Annotated in this window: 14 protein-coding genes; 9 read left to right on the plus strand and 5 right to left on the minus strand. The window is 66.5% G+C overall.

The window, feature by feature from the left end; all coding sequences use genetic code 11:
* Window positions 1-2: 2 nt before the first annotated feature.
* The 3 genes from D2V17_RS08020 (at window position 3) to D2V17_RS21290 (ending at window position 2,240) form a co-directional block, all read left to right on the plus strand.
* Window positions 3-1,469, plus strand: coding sequence for an aldehyde dehydrogenase (locus D2V17_RS08020; protein WP_119592551.1), 1,467 nt, complete (start codon window positions 3-5; stop codon window positions 1,467-1,469).
* A 308-nt stretch (window positions 1,470-1,777) separates the two neighbouring features.
* Window positions 1,778-2,044, plus strand: coding sequence for a translation initiation factor IF-1 (gene infA, locus D2V17_RS08025; RefSeq protein ID WP_119592552.1), 267 nt, complete (start codon window positions 1,778-1,780; stop codon window positions 2,042-2,044).
* A gap of 49 nt (window positions 2,045-2,093) precedes the next feature.
* Window positions 2,094-2,240, plus strand: a complete 147-nt coding sequence (locus D2V17_RS21290) for a hypothetical protein (RefSeq protein ID WP_191229123.1) — start codon at window positions 2,094-2,096, stop codon at window positions 2,238-2,240.
* 126 nt (window positions 2,241-2,366) lie between these two features.
* Here the strand turns inward: D2V17_RS21290 and D2V17_RS08030 are convergent, their stop codons facing one another.
* The gene (locus D2V17_RS08030) at window positions 2,367-2,921 is read right to left on the minus strand and encodes a nuclear transport factor 2 family protein (protein ID WP_119592553.1); all 555 of its coding nucleotides are present in this window, start codon (window positions 2,919-2,921) and stop codon (window positions 2,367-2,369) included.
* 104 nt (window positions 2,922-3,025) lie between these two features.
* On the opposite strand from D2V17_RS08030, the gene D2V17_RS08035 reads away from it, so the two are divergent.
* From D2V17_RS08035 to D2V17_RS08055, 5 genes are all read left to right on the plus strand, one after another.
* On the plus strand, window positions 3,026-5,029 hold the full coding sequence (locus tag D2V17_RS08035; protein WP_119592554.1) for a TonB-dependent receptor: 2,004 nt from the start codon (window positions 3,026-3,028) through the stop codon (window positions 5,027-5,029).
* Between the two features lie 71 nt (window positions 5,030-5,100).
* On the plus strand, window positions 5,101-6,555 hold the full coding sequence (locus D2V17_RS08040) for an aldehyde dehydrogenase family protein (RefSeq protein WP_119592555.1): 1,455 nt from the start codon (window positions 5,101-5,103) through the stop codon (window positions 6,553-6,555).
* 237 nt (window positions 6,556-6,792) lie between these two features.
* Window positions 6,793-7,893: an NAD(P)-dependent alcohol dehydrogenase gene (locus tag D2V17_RS08045; protein ID WP_119592556.1), complete on the plus strand. Its 1,101-nt coding sequence runs from the start codon at window positions 6,793-6,795 to the stop codon at window positions 7,891-7,893.
* Window positions 7,890-8,753 (plus strand): alpha/beta hydrolase, encoded by an 864-nt coding sequence (locus D2V17_RS08050; protein ID WP_119592557.1) that lies wholly within the window; start codon window positions 7,890-7,892, stop codon window positions 8,751-8,753. The genes D2V17_RS08045 and D2V17_RS08050 overlap by 4 nt, the downstream gene beginning before the upstream one ends.
* 62 nt (window positions 8,754-8,815) lie before the next feature.
* Entirely contained in the window at window positions 8,816-9,055 is a 240-nt protein-coding gene (locus tag D2V17_RS08055; protein WP_119592558.1) for a hypothetical protein, read from the plus strand.
* A gap of 61 nt (window positions 9,056-9,116) precedes the next feature.
* Here the strand turns inward: D2V17_RS08055 and D2V17_RS08060 are convergent, their stop codons facing one another.
* On the minus strand, window positions 9,117-10,523 hold the full coding sequence (locus D2V17_RS08060) for a carotenoid oxygenase family protein (protein WP_119592559.1): 1,407 nt from the start codon (window positions 10,521-10,523) through the stop codon (window positions 9,117-9,119).
* A gap of 91 nt (window positions 10,524-10,614) precedes the next feature.
* On the opposite strand from D2V17_RS08060, the gene D2V17_RS08065 reads away from it, so the two are divergent.
* Window positions 10,615-11,169, plus strand: coding sequence for a nuclear transport factor 2 family protein (locus D2V17_RS08065; protein WP_191229124.1), 555 nt, complete (start codon window positions 10,615-10,617; stop codon window positions 11,167-11,169).
* A 157-nt stretch (window positions 11,170-11,326) separates the two neighbouring features.
* On the opposite strand, the gene D2V17_RS08070 is transcribed toward D2V17_RS08065, so the two are convergent.
* The 3 genes from D2V17_RS08070 to D2V17_RS08080 form a co-directional block, all read right to left on the minus strand.
* On the minus strand, window positions 11,327-11,620 hold the full coding sequence (locus D2V17_RS08070) for a hypothetical protein (protein WP_119592561.1): 294 nt from the start codon (window positions 11,618-11,620) through the stop codon (window positions 11,327-11,329).
* A gap of 98 nt (window positions 11,621-11,718) precedes the next feature.
* On the minus strand, window positions 11,719-13,203 hold the full coding sequence (locus D2V17_RS08075; RefSeq protein WP_119592562.1) for a Ppx/GppA family phosphatase: 1,485 nt from the start codon (window positions 13,201-13,203) through the stop codon (window positions 11,719-11,721).
* The gene (locus D2V17_RS08080) at window positions 13,200-15,401 is read right to left on the minus strand and encodes an RNA degradosome polyphosphate kinase (RefSeq protein ID WP_119592563.1); all 2,202 of its coding nucleotides are present in this window, start codon (window positions 15,399-15,401) and stop codon (window positions 13,200-13,202) included. The genes D2V17_RS08075 and D2V17_RS08080 overlap by 4 nt, the downstream gene beginning before the upstream one ends.
* Window positions 15,402-15,405 lie beyond the last annotated feature (4 nt).

The following is a 15,405-nucleotide window of genomic DNA, read 5'->3' on the forward strand; positions in this document are numbered from 1 at the left end:
TCATGACCCCCGCAGGCGTAACCATCCAACATCCCGATAAGCTGTTCATCGGCGGCGCATGGGTCGCTGCGACCAGCGGCGCCGAGATCGAACTGATCAACCCGTTCAGCGAAGAGGTCGTGGGCCGCGTCGCCCATGCCAGCAACGCCGATATGGACAAGGCGGTCGATGCCGCCCGCGAGGCCTTCGACCACGGCCCCTGGCCGCGCCTCTCGCCCAAGGAACGCATGGCCAAGCTGATGCAGTTCTGCGACGAGCTGGAAAAGCGCGTGCCCGAACTCGCCACGGCCTGGACCGCGCAGATCGGCGGCCTCGCCACGGCGGCAGGCCCGATGCACGGCGGCGCTGTCGCTGGCCTGCGCGGGATTGCGGCGCTGGGCGAGAGCTTCGAATGGACCAGCCAGCGCAAGGGCCAGCTGGTCGATACCGTGGTCATGGCGCGCGAGCCGGTCGGCGTGGTCGCCGCCATTGCGCCGTGGAACGGGCCGTTTGCGATCATGGCCAACAAGGTGTTCTACGCGCTGATCGCGGGCTGCACCGTGATCATGAAGCCATCGCCCGAAACCCCGCTCGAAGCCTATATCATCGCCGAATGCGCCGAGGCCTGCGGCATGCCGGCCGGCACCGTGAACCTCGTGCCGTCCGACCGCGAGGCGGCCGATCACCTGATCCACTCGACCAAGCTCGACAAGATCACCTTCACCGGCTCCTCGGCGGCGGGCAAGCACATCGCCAGCGTGGCGGGTGGCAACATGACCCGCGCCACCTTCGAACTGGGCGGCAAGTCGGCGGCGATCATTCGCGACGACTTCCCCACCGAAGCGGTCGCGCAGATCCTCGGCAACACCATAACCGTGATGAGCGGGCAGGTCTGCGCGATGCTTTCGCGCGCCATCGTCCCCAAGGCGCGGCACGACGAGCTGGCCGAGGCGATTGCGGGCGTGATGAAAGGCGTGAAAATCGGCGATCCGAACGATCCCGAAACCCAGCTTGGCCCTGTGGCGATGAAGCGCCAGCTCGATCGGATCGAGATGTATATCGAGGAAGGCAGGAAGACCGCCGACCTCGTGACCGGCGGCAACCGCCCCTCGCACATGAACAAGGGCTATTTCATCGAGCCGACGCTGTTCGCCAATGTCGATAATTCCTCGCGCATCGCGCAGGAGGAGATCTTCGGCCCCGTGCTGTGCCTGATCCCGGCGGAGGACGAGGAGGACATGATCCGCATCGCCAACGACAGCGAATATGGCCTCAACGGCTCGGTCTTCACCAACGACGCGCAGGCCGCCTACGACATTGCGCGGCAGGTCCGCACCGGGGTGGTGGGCCAGAACGGCATGCGGATGGAGTGGACCGCGCCGTTCGGCGGGTTCAAGTCCTCGGGCATTGGCCGCGAGGGCGGGGAAGAGGGCCTGTGGGGCTACCTCGAAACCAAGACCATCCTCACCGACGCCAGCGTAACGGTGTGATCCCCCAAAAGCCCTTCCCCTCGGGGAAGGGTCGGGATGGGGGATCGGGCGTCAAACCCGCACCCCCGGCCCCTCCCCAAGGGGAGGGGCGTTGGACGGAATAATATTATTTCAAGCGCTCGCATTGTAAAATGCGGGCGCTTGATCTATATAGGCCTCGTTCAAACGTCGCCTGTCTTTCATCGGGTGGCCGGAAATGGCTTGCGAACCTTTATCGCGCCATCATTTCCATTTTGCACATCACCGCCTGTTTTTTGCGTCATAGTGGCGTGCGGCAGGCCCATATTTTATCGAAAGCGAGGCTCGATTTGGCGAAGGAAGAACTGCTCACCTTTGAAGGGGAAATCGAAGAGGTTTTGCCCGACGGTAGGTTCCGTGTTCTCCTCGACAACGATCATCGCCTCATCGCTTACACTGCAGGCAAGATGCGCCGTTACCGTATCCGTACGGTGGCAGGGGACCGGGTTCACGTCGAAATGACGCCCTATGACCTCTCCAAGGGTCGCATCACCTTCCGCGAACGCACGCCGGGGCAAGGCCCGGGCGGACCGCGCGGCAGGCAGTTCCGCAGGTAGGCGGCAATCGGGCAGGCGCCATGGTGGCGCCGCCCGCACAAGGATTTTAATGCATATTACGAATACCCGCGTGGCCCCTTGGTCGCGCTTTGATTTCCTGCCTGCCGATCTGTCGCAGGCCGTTATTCCCTTCACCCGCTCCGCCCAGCTGACTTCGCGCGAACTGCGCCGACTGGTGGCGGAGATGATCGACTAGGCGGATTTCCACGAGCAGTCGAAAGAGACCTTTCGGCTGCCGCCTCCCTTACAAACAGCCCCAAGTCCGCTCAGGCTGAGCGGAGGGGGCGAAGGGCGACGATGTCGCCGCTCATCACCTCACGCGTCAGTCGGCAATCCGCTGCGAGTTGGGATCGATCTTTGCGTCGTTGCGGGTCATCGGATCCCAGTGCTCGGCGATCTTGCCATCCTCGATGCGGAACATGTCGAACCATGTCGTGTAATAGGTCTGCCCCTCGGCATCGACTTCGCTGCGCACGAACGAGGTGATGACATAGTCACCCTCGGCCACGAGGTTGATCAGCGGCAGCTCGATACGGTCTTCGAGTGGGCGCTCGGGCCGGGTTGCACGCACATAGTCCATGATCCCCGCCAGCCCCTGCGCGGCATTGGGGTTGTGCTGGATATAGTCCTCGCGGATGAACTCGCCCGCGCGGCCCGCATAGCCGCCTTGCAGCACGATCCGGTACATGTCGTAAACCAGCCGCTTGTTCGCTGCCAGCCGCGGATCGTCGCTGGCGAGCAGCTTTGCGTGGTCTTCGGCGACGGCCGGAACGATGGTGGTCACAGAGGTCTCCGCTTGTTCGGTGGGCTCTTGCGCATGGGCCGTGGCACTGACAGCCACCAGCGCGGCGGTGCTGGCGATAAGCACGTTTCGCATTATTCTCTCCCTTGCCCGCTATCCTGCCATTGACGGGGTGACGCGGCAAGTCCGAGAGGCTAAGGGGCGTTTCGGACAAAATCAATCTGACGAGTTTCTGCCCCATGAAAACCTTGCTCCGCGCCAGCGCTGCTCTCCTCGCCGTTGTCGCCACCTCCGCCGCCGCGCAGGAGGCCGATGACGACGTGATCCTCGTGCTTGGCAAGGGCCTGCCCGATACCCCGGCTACGCCTGCCTATTCGACCATCACGCTCGACCGCGAGGCGATCACCACCACCGGTTCGGGCCGGCTGGAGGATGCGCTGGGCAATGTGGCGGGGTTCCAGCAGTTCCGCCGCTCGGACAGCCGCTCGTCGAACCCCACCGCGCAGGGGGCGACCCTGCGCGCGCTCGGCGGCAATGCGTCGAGCCGCGCGCTGGTGGTGCTCGACGGGGTGCCGATGGTCGATCCGTTCTTCGGCTATGTACCGTTCAGCGCCGTTGCGCCCGAAACGCTGTCGCGCATTCAGGTGACGCGCGGCGGCGGCTCCGGCCCGTTCGGCGCGGGCGCGCTGGCGGGCACGATTGCGCTCGAAAGCGCCTCGGCGCGCGAACTGGGGCTGGTCAACGCCGCCGCCTTTGTAAACGACCGCGAGGAGACCAGCCTCTCGGCCACGCTCGCGCCCGAGTTCGGCAGCGGTTACGCGGTGATCTCGGGCCGGTGGGACCGGGGCGACGGCTTCGACACCACGCCGGAAAGCCAGCGCGTCGCGGCCAGCGTGCCCGCGGCCTACGACAGCTGGACCGCCGGCGGCCGCGTGGTGCAGAAGCTCGGCGATGTCGAGGTGCAGCTGCGCGCGCTCGCCTTCGAGGACAACCGCACCTTGCGCTTTGCCGGGGCCGACAGCGCGATCGAGGGGCAGGACGTGTCGCTGCGTCTGGTCAGTCGGGGGCCGTGGCAGGTCGATGCGGTGGCCTATGGCCAGTGGCGCAACTTCTCCAACAAGGTGATGTCGTCGAACACGTTCAACCTCACGCTCGACCAGCGCGATACTCCCGCTGAGGGGCAGGGCGGCAAGATCGAGGTGCGCCCCCCGGTGGGCGGCGGACACACGCTGCGGCTGGGCGTCGATGCGCGCCGTTCGGCGGGCGACCTGGTGGAAGACGCCTATAACGCGGGCACCGGCGCGCTCACGCAGACCCGCCGCGCGGGCGGCGAGAACCGCCAGTTCGGAGCCTATGTCGAGGACGACTGGGAGCTGGGCGCGCTGACCCTTACCGGCGGCCTGCGTGCCGACCGCTATACGATCACCGATGGCTACTTCCAGCGTTACAGCCCGGCGGGCGCGCTCACTGAAGACACCAATTACGCCAGCCGGTCGGACTGGGAAGTGACCTGGCGCGCGGGCGCGCTGTTCGACGTGGCCGAAGGCGCGCGCCTGCGTGCTGCCGTCTACACCGGCTTCCGCCTGCCGACGCTGAACGAGCTTTACCGCCCCTTCGTGGTCTTCCTCGTCACCACCAACGCCAATGCCGCGCTGCTGCCCGAGCGGCTCGAAGGGCTGGAAGCGGGGATCGACCTGATGCCCGCACCGGGTGTGACCTTGCAGGCAACCTGGTTCGAGAACACGGTCAAGGACGCCATCGCCAACGTCACCGTGGGCACCAACACCCGCCAGCGCCGCAACCTCGATTCGCTCGAGGCGCGCGGGCTGGAGTTCGCCGCGCGCGCCGAAACCGGCGCGTTCAGCTTCGACGGCACGCTGGTGCTGACCGACGCCAAGGTTGTGGGCACCGGCGCGGCGCTGGAACTCGATGGCAACCGCCCGGCACAGGTGCCCGAATTCGCCGCCAGCGCCACGCTTGGCTGGCGTCCGGTGGAAGGCGCACTGCTCTCGGCCACGCTGCGCCATGTCGGCAACCAGTACGAGGACGATCAGGAAGGCGACGTGCTGCCCGCCGCGACCACGGTCGACCTCTATGCCCGAATGCCGGTAACGCGCGGTCTGTCCGCCGTGGCCCGCGTGGAAAACCTGTTCGACGAGACCATCATCACCCGCAATCAGGGCGGCTCGATGGACCTTGGAACACCGCTGACCGTGTGGCTCGGAATTAATTTCGCAATGTAATTTTTAGCATGCGATTGCTGTTGTGATCCTGTGCGGCGGCGCTAGCTTGGCGGCGCCAATGGGAGAGACAGATGGCAACAACTCAGCAGATGCTTGCCGTGCGCAATCCGCGCAGCGGCAAGGTCGATCACAAGATCGCAGTATCTTCGCGCGCGGAGGTGGCCGAGAAAGCCGCCACGCTGCGCGCGAACCAGCCCGCATGGGAGGCATTGGGCGTCGAAGGGCGCTGCGCGGTCATGGCACGCTGGCTCGGCGCGGTGAAGGCGCAGGCCATGGCCATCGGCGAGGCCGATGCGCAGGACACCGGCGGATGCCACACCAGCTACCTGCAAGGCTTTATCACCATGGGCAATATCGGCGGCTGGCTGGAGGATGCCCCGCGTGCCTTCGCCGCGCTCGACTATGACGCGATGAGCACCGCCATGCCCAGCGTGCGGGTGCAGTCGCAGGTGGTGGCCTATCCGCTTACGGGCGTGATCTCGCCGTGGAACGCGCCGCTGATGCTGGCCTTGCTCGATGCGGTGCCCGCGCTGTTTGCCGGTTCCGCCGTGCTGCTCAAGCCGAGCGAAGTGACCCCGCGCGTGATCGAGGCGCTGTTCGAAACCGTGCGGCAGGTGCCCGAGCTGGCCGGGGTGTTCGCCTACGTGACCGGTCCGGGCGAGGTCGGGCAGGCGGTGATCGAGGAGGCCGACACGATCTGCTTCACCGGCTCGGTGCCGACGGGGCGCAAGGTCGCGGTCGCCTGCGCCGAGCGACTGATCCCGTGCAACCTCGAATTGGGCGGGAAAGACCCCTGCGTGGTCACCGCCAGCGCCGATCTCGAACGCGCGGCGACGGCGGTGCTGCGCGGGGCGGTCTATGCCACGGGGCAGGTCTGCTATTCGGTCGAGCGCGTCTATGTCCACCGCTCGGTGCACGACGATTTCGTTGCGCTGCTGGTGGAGAAGGCGGCCGAGGTGCGGCTCAATGCCGACAACCCCCGCGCCGGGCATATCGGGCCGTTCACCCACCCGCCGCAGGGGGCGATTGTAGCACGTCATATCAACGATGCCGTGCGCAAGGGCGCCGTGCTGCGCAGTGGCGGCACGGTGGAGGATATTGGCGGCGGGCTCTACCTGCGCCCGACCATCCTCACCAATGTCGATCACACGATGCTGATCATGCAGGAAGAGACCTTCGGCCCCTGCCTGCCGGTGATGGCCTACGACGAGGAGGACGAGGCGGTGCGTCTCGCCAACGATACGCGCTTTGGGCTGACGGCGAGCGTGATCGCCGGGACTGCCGAGGAGGCCGAGCGCATCGGGCGGCGGCTGAACGCCGGAGGGATCTTCCTGCAGGATACCTTCCTCACCTTCGCCAAGATGCGGACCTTCGGCACCGACAGTTTCGGCTGGTCGGGCTATGGTGCACCGCGGATAGGGCCGGAAAGCCTGCGCCGGTTTCTGCGCCGCAAAAGCCTGCTGACGCAGACCGGCGAGGTGGCCGATATTCGCAACGATCATCACTTGGGGGAAGGCGCGCCATGACTCCCCTCCCCCTGGGGAGGGGCTGGGGGTGGGGGCTGGAACGTCCGCGAGGGCGGAGCACCCCCACCCAACCCTCCCCCTCAAGGGGCAGGGCTTATGGCGACGATGGGAGTTTCCTACGCCGCCCCTCATGCGCCATGCCGTGCTTATGACTCCGCCCCGATCACCCCACAGAATTTCCCCCTCAGGACAGTGTCACACCTGTCACACCTTGGCCCCTAACCCGAAGGTAGCCCCATGAAGATCACCGCCGCCCTGTCCGGCCACGGAGGCGAAGCGCCCCGGCTGGTCCAGCTCGATCAGGAGGCCCCGCGCGCTGGCGAGATGCGCATCCGCCTCGTCGCGACCGGCATCTGCCACACCGACCTGCACGAGCATCCCGGCAGGCACTCGCCGCAGCCGATCGTGCTCGGCCACGAGGGCGCGGGCGTGGTCGAGGAACTGGGCGAGGGCGTGAGCGGCTTCGCGGTGGGCGACCACGTGGTCCTCTCGGGCAGCTCCTGCGGCAAGTGCCCGAGTTGCCTCGCGGGCAGGCCGACCTATTGCGATCTCGCCATGCCGCTGTGCTTCGGCGGCAAGCGGCTCGACGGCAGCACGGCCCTATGCGGCGACGAGGGGGCGATCCACTCGCACTTCTTCGGTCAATCGAGCTTCGCCAGCCACGCGATCGTACCGCAACGAACAGCGGTGAAGATGCCCAAGGACTTGCCGCTGGAGATGCTCGGCCCGCTCGGCTGCGGGGTTGTGACCGGCGCGGGCGGGGTGATCGAGGCGCTGAAGGTGGGCTTTGGCGATAGCATCGCCGTGCTCGGCACCGGGGCGGTGGGCCTCTCCGCCGTGATGGCGGCAAAGCTGGTAGGCGCACGGCGGATCGTGGCGGTCGACCTCTCCGACGAGCGGCTCGAACTGGCGCGCGCGTTCGGCGCGACCGACACCCTGCGCGGCGACGAACCTGACCTTGCCGCCAGGCTGCGCGCGATCACCGGGCGGGGCATGGACTTCACCTTCAACACCACCAACGCCGTGGCGATCCACCGGCTCGCGCTGGAGGTGCTGGCGATGAACGGCACGGCTGGCTTCGTTGCCGCGCCGCTCGGGGGCTTCGATCCCGGCATGTTCGGCATGCTGGCGGGCGGCAAACAGCTGCGCGGTGTGCTCGGCGGCGATGCCAACCCGCAGACCTTCTTGCCCTTGCTGGCCGACTACTGGCAGCAGGGCCGCCTGCCGTTCGACCGGATGATCACCTTCTACCCCTTCGCCGAGATTGACCGCGCCTTCGCCGATGCCCATGCGGGCACGGTGATCAAGCCGGTCCTGTTGATGGAGAATGCCGCATGACCCCCGCAATCCGCGCCAGGCTGGCCGCGCTCGGCAACGACCTCTCGCCCGAGATGCTGGGCGGTTCGCTTGAACTGCTCAAGGGCATGAACCGGGGGCTGTCGCCTGACACGCAGGTCCAGCGCGACATCGCCTATGGCCCCGATCCGCGCCACCGGCTGGACCTGTTCCGGGAGAGCGCCGCCGAGGGCGCACCGGTCTTCGTGTTCGTCCACGGCGGCGGCTTCCTGATGGGTGACAAGCACACCGAAGGTTCGCCGTTCTACTCGAACATGGGCGACTTCGCCGCGCGGCACGGTATGATCGGCGTCACGCTGACCTACCGCCTCGCGCCCGAGCATCGCTTCCCCTCCGGTCCCGACGACATGGCCATGGCAGTCGACTGGCTGCGCGCGAACGTGGCAGAGCACGGCGGCGATCCGGCGAAGATCGTGCTCTCGGGCCAGTCTGCCGGGGCGGTTCACGTGGCGGGCTATCTCGCGCACCGCGCCGACCGTGCCGAGGGAATCGCCGGGGCCTGCCTGATGAGCGGCATCTACGACACCCACACCTGCGCGCCCAACGCCTCGGCCGAGGCCTACTACGGCACCGACCGGCGGCAATGGGGGGCGGCGTCGTGCATGCCGGGCCTGCTCAAGACGCCGGTGCCGGTGCAATTCTCGGTCGCCGAGTTCGATCCCGACGACTTCCAGCAGCAGGCCGCCCAGTTGGTCGAGCAATGGTATGGAGCGCGCGGGCGCTATCCCGAGATTCACTACCTCGCCGGGCACAACCACCTCAGCCCGGCGCTATCGGTCGGCAGCGACCAGACCGAGGTCGAGCGGATGCTGGCGGCGTTCGTGGCGCGGGTGACGGGCTGACACGGCTTTGGGAACCATTCGGGGCTTGGCCTTGTTAATGCACGATAACAAAGGAGTGATCGATGCGTAAACTGATGAGCTTCGCCCTGGTGGGCACCGCGGCCATGGGCCTTGCCGCCTGCGACGTTGAACAGACCAAGGAAGGCGACATGCCCGAGGTGGATGTCGACGTGAAGGAAGGCAGCCTGCCTGAATACGACGTCGATACGCCCGATGTGGACGTGAAGATGGAAGAAAAGACCGTCGAAGTACCGACGGTCGAGGTCGATGAGGCCGACGCGGGCGCCCCCGGCCCGAACTGACGCCGATCGCGATCCCGCTCGCCTCAAGGGGTGAGCGGGAGTTGCGGTATTGGCCTTCGGCTCAAGCCGGAATCCAGCTCCCGTGGAAGGCCATCGGCAGCCCGAACGGCAGCTTCACGGTGGCCAGCGGCGGACGGCTGACATCGCGTGCGTCGAGGATCAACAGCTCGGCACGGCGTTCCTCGAAGCGGTCGACCACGGTGAGGATGAAGCCGTCGCCTTCCGCGCTGTCGGCGCTGCGGGGCACGAACAGCGGCTCCTGCGCGGCAGCGCCGGTGAGCGAGTGGACTGTGAGGTCGCCGGTGTCCCAGTCGATCTGGCCCACACCCATCTCGGGGAAGGCGCGCAGAGAGAAATAGCCGGTCCGATACTTGCTCATGGCAAAGCGGTCGTCGATCCGGGGCATGTCGCCGAGCGCCCCGGTCACCGGCTCCAGCGTCACCGCTTCGTCAGCGGACTTGGAAAGATCGAAGGTGATGCGGGTGAGCTGGGTGATGGTCTCCGGCATGGTCGGCTGGTTGCCGTGCTTGTCCTTGAAGAAGCTGAAGCAGTTGCCCGGCGAACAGGGGGTGTCGACCACCACCTTGTCGCCATCGGTATAGGCATTCATGATGTGGCCGAGCACGAGGCCTGGCACGTGGAACCAACGCATGTCTGTCGCAGGATCGCCATTGCGCGGCATGATCCCCCAGGCCGAAGGGAGATCGGGGTCGTACTGGTAGTACTGCCCGCCTTCGCGCAGCCGCGCCTCGCTGGCGGTGAGCGGCATGATCGGGAACACGAGGTGTTCGCGGGTCACGCCCCAGTCGTGGCTGAGGCCGGGGAAGGGGGTGTGGAACCACTGCTCGCGCACCAGCTTACCGTGCTTGTCGAACACATGGAGCGAGGCATCGGTGGTCGGCTCGCCGCCGGCGAAGACGCCGTAGCTCCACCATTCGCCCGTGACCGGATCGATCTTCGGGTGCGCTGTGAGCGCCGTGCTCCTGAGGTCGCCCCACTGGCCCTCGCCAAGCGTTTCGAGCGTTTCGGGATCGACCCGGTAGGGCCGCGAATCCTCGCGCAGCATGAACAGCTCGCCATGGTGCGCGAAGGCATAGGTGTTGCCGGTGTTGTCGCGCTGGGGGAGGTTCGAGACGGTCGGATCGTCGGTGTGGGGGTTGCGATAGTGACCATAGAGCCGCCGCCGCGCCGCGCGCTCGGCCTGCAACCGCTCGGTCTGGACATAGCGGCTGCGGAAGCTGACGTGGCCGTTCTCGAACCGGAAGCTCGACACCAGCCCGTCGCCGTTGAGGATGATGTCGTCCTCCAGGCTCGGATACTGCCGGTCGCCCCCGGTGCGGACATAGCTGCCCTCCAGCTCCGCCGGGATTTCCCCCTCGACCTCGCATTCGAACACGTCGGCTTCGAACCGCATGGTCGGCCGCTTCTGAAGTCCGAAGCTGTCGTAGAGATGGAATATTTCCGGCACCGTATCGTCTCCCACTTGGGCTTTTCGCTGTTCCCGCTACAATTACCCTGCAGAAGCATTTTTCAAGCATTGAATGACGGGAGACGAACGAATGACCGAGACCTGCTGGCCCGATGGGGTGCCGGAAATCATGCCGGTGGCCGACCGCGCCGAGATCGAGGAACTGTTCGCCCGCTATGCCTGGGGGATCGACCTGGCCGACGAGGAACAGGCCATCGCCACCTTCGCCGAGGATGCCGAGTTCGACCACCTGTGGCAGGGCAAGGTGCAGGGCCACGAGGCGATCCGCGCCAACCTGCGCAGCCTGTGGAACGACCGCCAGCACTGGTGGTTCGGGCGCCAGCACCTGATGAACCACTTCATCATGGACCCGAAGCCCGAAGGCGCGCGGGTGCGGTGCTTCTTCCAGATCATCCAGTGGAACGCCGACTATCGCACCAACTTCGTGTTCGGCATCGGCACGCGCGACGACCGGCTGGTGAAGCGCAATGGGCGCTGGAAGTTCTATCGCCTGCACGTCAACGCCTGGACCGAGGTCGATCAGGTGCCGTGGAAGGGCGACCTCTCCATGCGCCAGCGCCCGCCCTATCGCAGCCCGCCGGCTGACACGCGCCCGTTCGACGAGCAGACCGGCGATCCGTTCTAGAGCGGGATGACATAGCATCCACTCGCAAAGCCCTTCCCCTGCGGGGAAGGGTTGGGATGAGGGCACCCAGCCAGCGTCGAGCCCCCACCCCCAGCCCCTCCCCAAGGGGAGGGGAGCAAGGTGGATCAGGGTAATGTCATCAGAGTCCAGTGAGCGGCTACTTCTTCTGGCCGGGGATCTTGGCCAGTTTGCGCTTCTTCTTCTTGCCGCCCTTCTTGGGCGACTTGCTGCTGCTCGCCTTGGCTGACTTGCTGCCGGCCTTCTTCAGTTCGGCGACATCGCCGTGCAGCGCCAGAACCGCCTCGGCCAGCCGCCGTACGGTTGATACCCGCGGGCGGAAGTCGCGCGCCAGCACGCCTTCGGCCAGCGCCGTCAATCCAAGCGCATCCTGATCGACAGTGCCGTTTTCGTTTGCCGCTTCCTGCGCGGCCAGTGCTTGCTTCGCGACCATGGTCGGGCTCGCCTCCAATCTCTTGCGCGCACCGTGCACCGGGCGCAGCGATCAGGGCAAGCCTAGCCGTCCGATTGTCACTAAAGTGTCAAGAACGGCTATTCCATGTGCCATTCGAGATCGAGCCAGCGCGCCAGCGCCTTGAGGTCGCTCTCGACGGTGCCCGAGCGCAGCTGCTCGCGCGCCGGGTCGATCCACAGCGTCAGCGCATCGTTTTCGCGGGTGAGCTTGCTGGTAAGCAGCGACAGCCGCGAGCCAGCGCCCAGGCGGCGGCACAGCCGGATCGCGAGGCCCCACCCGGCGGCGCGGCGCAGGTCTTCGCTGCTGGCCAGCTCCTTCAGCAGCGCGGTCGGCTCGGGCTTGCCGCAGGCTCCGCGCAGCGCGGAGGCGATCAGCGCCCGCCCGCGATGGTCGAGCCCGAGCCAGCGCTTGTGCAAGGCCCAGTCGGTGCAGTGGGCGAGCCGCATGTTCGGCTCGATCTGCGCGGCGGCCAGCGCCAGCATGGTGGCCGCCATGCGCAGGCGTTCGTCGTCGTTGACGCCGCCGCGAGCCACGGCGGCGGTCCAGCCCGCGATCAGTGTTGCCTGCGTGGCGGTGACGCCGCGCGGGCGGGTGAAGTGTTCCACCCCCGACAGCAGCGGGTCTTTCGCGCGTTCGAGTTCGTCGAGCTGGTTGTAGACCAGGCCCTCGCGCAGGCCCCAGGACGAGAACACCAGCGCCTGCGGCTTCAATTGCGCGGTCAGCGAGCGCAGCATGGCGCAGGCATCGGCCAGCCCTGCCGCGCGCGACGACGACACGCCGGGAATGGCGGCCAGCTCTTCGGCGCTCATCTGCGCGGCCTGCTTGGCGAAATGCTCGGCCTCTTCCGGCGAGAGCGTATAGGCGTGGGGGTCGGACAGCGGATAGTCCTGCGCGTTCATCGCGAATTTGGCGAGCGCGCGCCAGGTGCCGCCGACGAGATAGAGCGGGCCCCTGTGCTCTTCGGCCCAATGGGCCTTGGCCAGTTCCTCTTCCACGGCCTTGCGGAAGGCCGCCCCGCCTTGCTCGCGCAGGGCTGGCAGGCGCAGCGTCCCCAGCGGCAGCGAGACGCCGTGCGAACACTCGCCATCGGCAATGGCGATCAGTTCAAGGCTGCCGCCGCCCAGATCGGCGACCACGCCCCTGGCCTGCGGGAAGGCTCCGATCACGCCCATGGCGGCGGTGCGGGCCTCTTCCTCGCCCGAAATTACCCGCACATCGAGCCCCAGCGCACGCACCTGTTCTACGAATTCCGGCCCGTTCGCCGCATCGCGCACGGCGGCGGTGGCCACGGCATCGACCTTGGTCACGCCGATGTCTTCGAGGATGGCGGCAAAGCGGGCCAGCCCGCCTAGCGCAAGGTCGACCGCCTTATCGGGCATGCGGCCCGTTTCGGCGAGATCGCGGCCGAGCCGGGCGGTCACCTTCTCGTTCAGCCAGATCATCGGCGCCCGTCGCGGTCCGCCGTAAATCACCAGTCGCACCGTGTTCGAGCCGATATCGATCACGGCGCGTTCCGGCCCCGGTGCGGTGGCACCCGAGCCGCGCTTCGTAGCAGAAATCATAAGGCTCCCTTGCGCAGGGTCAGCTTGGGCACGAGGCTTTCCTTCAATGCTCCCCCACGGCCCGACAGCGAGGGGTTGGTCATGAAATAGGCGTGGCAGTTGAAGCCGGGCACACCGTTTCCGTCGGTATCCTCGGTGTCCGCGTCAATCTGCACGCGCTCGTATTCCCCGGTTTCGCCATCGAGCAGCCAGCTTTGTTCGGTGTCGAGCAGGTTGGCGAGCAGCACCTGATCGAGCACCTGATCGTGCACCGTGGGGTTCGCAATCGGCACCAGCGTTTCGACCCGGCGGTTGAGGTTGCGGTCCATCGCATCGGCGCTGGAGATGTACACCAGCGCCTTGTTCGAGGGCAGCGGCTCGCCGTTGCCGAAGGCCCAGATGCGGCTGTGTTCGAGGAACCGGCCGATGATCGACTTGACCGTGATATTGTCCGACAGGCCCGGAACGCCGGGACGCAGGCAGCAGATGCCGCGCACCACCAGCACGATCTGCACGCCCGCCTGGCTCGCCTCGTAAAGCCGGTCGATGATGCCCTGCTCGGTGATCGAGTTCATCTTGGCCCAGATCGTGGCGGGCTTGCCAGCCTGGGCAAATTCGATCTCGCGGTCGATGCACTGGTTGAGCTTCTCGCGCAGGTTCAGCGGCGAGATTGCCAGCTTCTCCATCGCCTGCGGCTCGACATAGCCGGTGATGAAGTTGAACAGCTTGGCCGCATCGCGCCCCAGCGCCGGGTCGGCGGTGAAGTAGGAGAGGTCGGTGTAGATCTTGGTCGTGATCGGGTGATAGTTGCCGGTGCCGAAGTGGCAGTAGGTGCGGTAGCCGTTGTCTTCCGCGCGCACGACCATCGAGATCTTGGCGTGGGTCTTCCAGTCGACGAAGCCGTAGATCACCTGCACGCCCGCGCGTTCCAGCTCGTTCGCCCACTTGAGGTTCTGCTCCTCGTCGAAGCGTGCCTTCAACTCGACCACGGCGGTGACCGACTTGCCGTTCTCCGCCGCCTCGATCAGCGCGTTGATCACGGGCGACTGCTGGCCTGCGCGGTAAAGCGCCTGTTTGATCGAGATGACCTTGGGGTCGCGCGCCGCCTGCCGCAGGAAATCGACCACCACCTCGAAGCTCTCGTAGGGGTGGTGGATGATGATGTCCTTCTCGCCGATGGCGGTGAAGACGTCGCCGTCGTGCTCCATCACGCGTTCGGGATAGCGCGGCGAATAGGGGGTGAACTTGAGGTCGGGCCGGTCCTCGCCCACCACGTTCGACAGCCCCGAAATGCCGAGCATCCCGAGGGTCTTGGTGACGAAGGCCTGCTTGAGGCCGAGCTTGTCGCGCAGCATCTCCTCGGCCTCGCGGTCGAAGTTCTCGTCCAGCTCGATGGCAATGACCTGCCCGCGCCGCCGCCGCTGGATCGCGCTGCGGTAGTAGCGCACTAGGTCTTCGGCCTCTTCCTCGATCTCGATGTCGCTGTCGCGCAGCAGGCGAAACGCGCCTTGGCCCTTGATGGTGAAGCCGGGGAACAGGAGGTGGGCAAAGCGCAGCACCAGACGCTCGATGGCGACGTAGACCGCTTCGCCATCCGCCGCCTCGTCGTCCACGCGGACGAAGCGCGGCAGCGCGGCGGGGATCAGCACCATCTCGATCAGCTGGCTGCCGTCGATGGTGCGTTCGAGGTTGAACAGTGCGCCGATGCCGAGGTTTGAAACGAAGGGGAACGGGTGCGCCGGGTCAATCGCCTGCGGGGTAAGCACGGGGATGATGTGCTCGATGAAATAGCGTTCGAGCCATTGCTCGGCCTTGTCGCTGGCGAGGTCGCCGCCGCGGATGTGGATGCCCTGCGCGGCGAGCAGCGGACGCAGTTCCCGCAGCGCGACCTGCTGGCGGCCTTCGATGGCGCGCATCTTTTCGGTGATGGCGGCAAGCTGCTGGCTGGCGGTCCGCCCGTCGATCGAGGTTTCCGAAATGCCCGTGCGCACCTGCCCCACAAGGCCGGCGAGGCGGATCATCGTGAACTCGTCGAGGTTGCTGCCGCAGATCGAGAGGAAGCGCAGCCGTTCGAGCAGCGGATAGGCCGGGTTGGTCGCCTCGGCCAGCACCCGCTCGTTGAATTCGAGCCACGACAGCTCGCGGTTGAAATAGCGCTCCTCTGCGGTGAGCAACGAGGGGTCGGGGGCGGCGTCGGGACTGGTAGGCGCGGTGCTCATCTGT

Source organism: Aurantiacibacter xanthus, assembly GCF_003584015.1.
In the GTDB taxonomy this organism is placed as follows: domain Bacteria; phylum Pseudomonadota; class Alphaproteobacteria; order Sphingomonadales; family Sphingomonadaceae; genus Alteraurantiacibacter; species Alteraurantiacibacter xanthus.

Coding starts and splice junctions, on each gene's coding strand:
- D2V17_RS08020 (WP_119592551.1), top strand. CDS start 3: ATGACCCCCGCAGGCGTAACCATCCAACATCCCGATAAGCTGTTCATC.
- D2V17_RS21290 (WP_191229123.1), top strand. CDS start 2,094: ATGCATATTACGAATACCCGCGTGGCCCCTTGGTCGCGCTTTGATTTC.
- D2V17_RS08030 (WP_119592553.1), bottom strand. CDS start 2,921: ATGCGAAACGTGCTTATCGCCAGCACCGCCGCGCTGGTGGCTGTCAGT.
- D2V17_RS08035 (WP_119592554.1), top strand. CDS start 3,026: ATGAAAACCTTGCTCCGCGCCAGCGCTGCTCTCCTCGCCGTTGTCGCC.
- D2V17_RS08040 (WP_119592555.1), top strand. CDS start 5,101: ATGGCAACAACTCAGCAGATGCTTGCCGTGCGCAATCCGCGCAGCGGC.
- D2V17_RS08045 (WP_119592556.1), top strand. CDS start 6,793: ATGAAGATCACCGCCGCCCTGTCCGGCCACGGAGGCGAAGCGCCCCGG.
- D2V17_RS08050 (WP_119592557.1), top strand. CDS start 7,890: ATGACCCCCGCAATCCGCGCCAGGCTGGCCGCGCTCGGCAACGACCTC.
- D2V17_RS08055 (WP_119592558.1), top strand. CDS start 8,816: ATGCGTAAACTGATGAGCTTCGCCCTGGTGGGCACCGCGGCCATGGGC.
- D2V17_RS08065 (WP_191229124.1), top strand. CDS start 10,615: ATGACCGAGACCTGCTGGCCCGATGGGGTGCCGGAAATCATGCCGGTG.
- D2V17_RS08070 (WP_119592561.1), bottom strand. CDS start 11,620: ATGGTCGCGAAGCAAGCACTGGCCGCGCAGGAAGCGGCAAACGAAAAC.
- D2V17_RS08075 (WP_119592562.1), bottom strand. CDS start 13,203: ATGATTTCTGCTACGAAGCGCGGCTCGGGTGCCACCGCACCGGGGCCG.
- D2V17_RS08080 (WP_119592563.1), bottom strand. CDS start 15,401: ATGAGCACCGCGCCTACCAGTCCCGACGCCGCCCCCGACCCCTCGTTG.